3 protein-coding genes are annotated in these 3,228 nt (G+C 71.4%); 1 reads left to right on the forward strand and 2 read right to left on the reverse strand.

Going from position 1 to position 3,228, the window contains the following annotated elements; translation table 11 throughout:
• Positions 1-537: DUF1415 domain-containing protein (locus AC1D12_RS28965; protein ID WP_477844591.1), on the reverse strand; the 537-nt coding region annotated here is incomplete at its 3' end.
• A 139-nt stretch (positions 538-676) separates the two neighbouring features.
• Here AC1D12_RS28965 and AC1D12_RS28970 point away from each other — a divergent pair.
• On the forward strand, positions 677-1,189 hold the full coding sequence (locus AC1D12_RS28970; RefSeq protein WP_477844593.1) for a YgjP-like metallopeptidase domain-containing protein: 513 nt from the start codon (positions 677-679) through the stop codon (positions 1,187-1,189).
• Positions 1,190-1,227: 38 nt separating this feature from the next.
• Here AC1D12_RS28970 and AC1D12_RS28975 read toward each other — a convergent pair.
• The coding region (locus tag AC1D12_RS28975) for an FtsX-like permease family protein (protein ID WP_477844595.1) at positions 1,228-3,228 on the reverse strand (2,001 nt) is incomplete at its 5' end.

Consider the following 3,228-nt stretch of genomic DNA (forward strand, 5'->3'; position numbering starts at 1 on the left):
CTGCAGCGCCAGCCACCCGGCAGCGCCCAGCGTTTCCATCGTCCGCATGTTGGTCTCGTAGATGCTGTCGGGGTCCGGGAAGCTGTCGACCGCTTTCGTGATGCTGTCCTCACGCAGCAGGTGCAGCGTGGGCCAGGGCGAGCGGTTGGTGGCGTTCGTGATGTCGTCGGGCTCGGTCCCGCCGAACTGGAACTCGGGATGGAAAGCGGCTACCTGCAGCACGCCCTCGAGTCCCATCTCGCCGACCACATCCTCGGCTGCGCCAAGAAAGTCGTTGAAGTCGGCGAAATCGTTCAGCACGCGGGGATGGATTACCAGCGTGGTCTCGATCTCCGTTGCCGGCGTGTCGACCAGGCGCTGCATCTCTTCGCACAGCGTGGCCATCAGGCTCTCTTCATCGGACGCGTCGCTGACGACGTAGCGGATCAGCTCCTTCACCTGCGCCGCCTTCGCGAACGGGCACAGGTTGAGCCCGATGACTGCCCGGTTGACCCAGGCGCGGGTTTCGGCCGCCACGGCCTCAGCATCGATGTCCATCGGCGGATTGTCGCCGGTGCATCGGGTGATGCGAGCGACGGCACCGAGCATCGAGCGCATCGCTGGCACACTGCGCCCCTGACCCCATGACGCCCGTGAACCCTCGGCCCACCGCCGAAAGCATGCCGAACGCCCCCCGATGACCGCGCCGCCGCTGAAATACCTGACCGGCTACGCCGAGCCGCTGCAAGCCCAGGTGCGCGACCTGCTGGACGCCGGCACGCTGGGCGAGCGCCTGTCGTCGCGCTACGCCGATCTGCACGACATCCGCACCGACGGCGCGCTGTACGACTACACGATGGCGCTGAAGAACCGCTTCATGCGCAGTTCACCGCCGCTCAGCAAGGTCGCCTTCGACAACAAGCTGCAGGTCGTCGAGCACGCGCTCGGCCTGCATGTGATGACCTCGCGCGTCCAGGGCAGCCAGCTGAAGGCCAAGCGCGAGATCCGCATCGCCGGTGTGTTCCGGACGGCGCCTGCCGATTTCCTGAAGATGATCGTCGTGCACGAACTCGCGCACCTGAAGGAGCGGGCGCACGACAAGGCGTTCTACCAGCTGTGCGAACACATKGCGCCCGACTACCACCAGCTCGAGTTCGACCTGCGCGTCTACCTCACCTGGCGCGACGCGCAGGCGGCCCGGCCCGCCTGAGCCCGTCCCGTTCCCGTCCCGTTCGAGCTGCGCGGCCGTCACCAGTCCTCCTTGACCGCCAGCGCCATCTGCCGCCCCGCCGCGCTGCGCGCCGACAGCCACGCGGTGACGGTCCCCGCCGCGACCACCGCCAGGCACAGCGCTGCGAGCCGCCCCCAGGGCAGCAGCAGGTCCATCGTCCAATGGAAGCTCTGCGGATTGACGACCTTCACCAGCACGACGCTGACGGCCAGCCCCAGCAGCAGGCCGAGCAGCGCGCCGGCGGCCGTCCAGACGGCACCTTCGATCGACACCACCGCCAGCACCTGCCGCCGCGTCAGCCCCAGGTGGGCCAGCAAGCCGAATTCCTTGCGCCGGGCCAGCACCTGCGCCGAAAAGCTGGCGGCGATGCCGAACAGCCCGATCGCGATCGCCACCGCCTGCAGCCAGTAGGTGACCGCAAAGCTGCGGTCGAAGATGCGCAGCGAGACCGCCCGGATCTCGCCGGGTGATGCGAACTCCAGCAGGCTGCCGTCCAGCCCGCTGGCTGCTGCTGCCGCCCGCAGCGCCGTCTGCACGCTGCCGAGGTCGGTGCCCGCGGCCAACCACAAGGCCATGTCGTTGACCTTCGTGTCGCCGGTCAGCTGCTGGTAGTCGGCCGCATGCAGCGTGACGGCGCCGTGCTGGCGCGCGTAGTCGCGCCAGACGCCGCGCACGAAGAGCGTCACGCGGCGGCCGTCCGGCAGCGGCATCGCCAGCCGCGTGCCCGGTGCCGCCCCGTACAGGCTCACCATCGCCTCGCTGACGTAGGCCGCACGCTCGCCGGCCGGCAGCGGCAACAGTTCGCCGACCAGCAGCAGCTCCTTCTCCGGCTGCGACAACGGCCGCGCGATCAGCACGACGCCCGGCCGCTGCGGATCCAGCTGCACCACCGACACCCGCTGCGATTCGACGCGCAGCACGCCGCCGACCGCCGCAGCGCGCTGCAGCAGTTGCGGCGGTAAGGTCACCACGTCGTTGCCGCCGGGGCCGGCCGCGGCGCGCAGGTAGAGGTCGGCCGGCAGCACGGTGTCCAGCCATTGGGTGACGGCATCGCGGAAGCTCGCGACCATCACCGTCAGCGCGACCGCCAGGCTGAGGCTCGCGACGACACCCGCCACCGCGATCGTCGCGGTGTTGCGCTGGTGGCGGGCGCGCTCGATGGCCAGCAGCGCGAGCGGCCGCGTCGACGGTTTCAGCAGCGACAGCAGCGCCGCGACACCCACCGGCACGCAGGCGATGCCGCCCAGCAGCAGGCAGGCGACCGAGAGGTACGCGGCGAGCGGGATCTCGGCGATCGGCGGCAGCAGCGCRAGCACGACCCCGGCCGCCAGCAAGGCCGGGCCGGGCCAGCGTGCCGTGCGGCCTTGCTGCGTGCCCAGCCCCTTCAACGCCTGCGCGGGCGCCAGTTGCTGCGCCGCCCGCGCCGGAATCCACCCGCCGACCAGCGCGGCCAGCACGCCGAGCCCGCCATACGCGAGCGCTGCCAGCGCGCTGAACTGCAGGTGGGGAGCCACGCCCGGAAAGTACCCGCCGCCCAGGTCGCCCGCCAGCAGCCGCAAGGCCAGCGCCGCGAGCGCGGTGCCGAGCGCGAGCCCCAGCACGCTGCCGACGGCCCCCAGCAGTGCCGACTCCGCCAGCACCAGCTGCAAGCGCTCACGCCCGGCCAGGCCCAGCACGCCAAGAAGAGCGAGCTGCGGCTGGCGCTTCGCGACCGACAGCGACAGGATCGAGAACACCAGGAACGCCCCGGTGAACAGCGCCACCAGCGCGAGCACCGTCAGGTTCACCCGGTAGGCGCGCGACACGTTCGACACCCGCTGCGCCGCTTCGTCCGGCGACGCCGCACGCACGCCGTCGGGCAGCGCCAGCGCCTGCAGCACGGCACCGCGGTCGGCACCCGGTGCGAGCCGCACGTCGATGCGGCTGAGCCGCCCGAGCCAGCCGAACGTCGCCTGCGCGCCGGCGATGTCCATCACCGCGAGCGCCGGGCCGTTGGCCGCGATGCTGCCGCGCACCTG

The organism is Rhizobacter sp. P1_G5 (genome assembly GCF_056405435.1).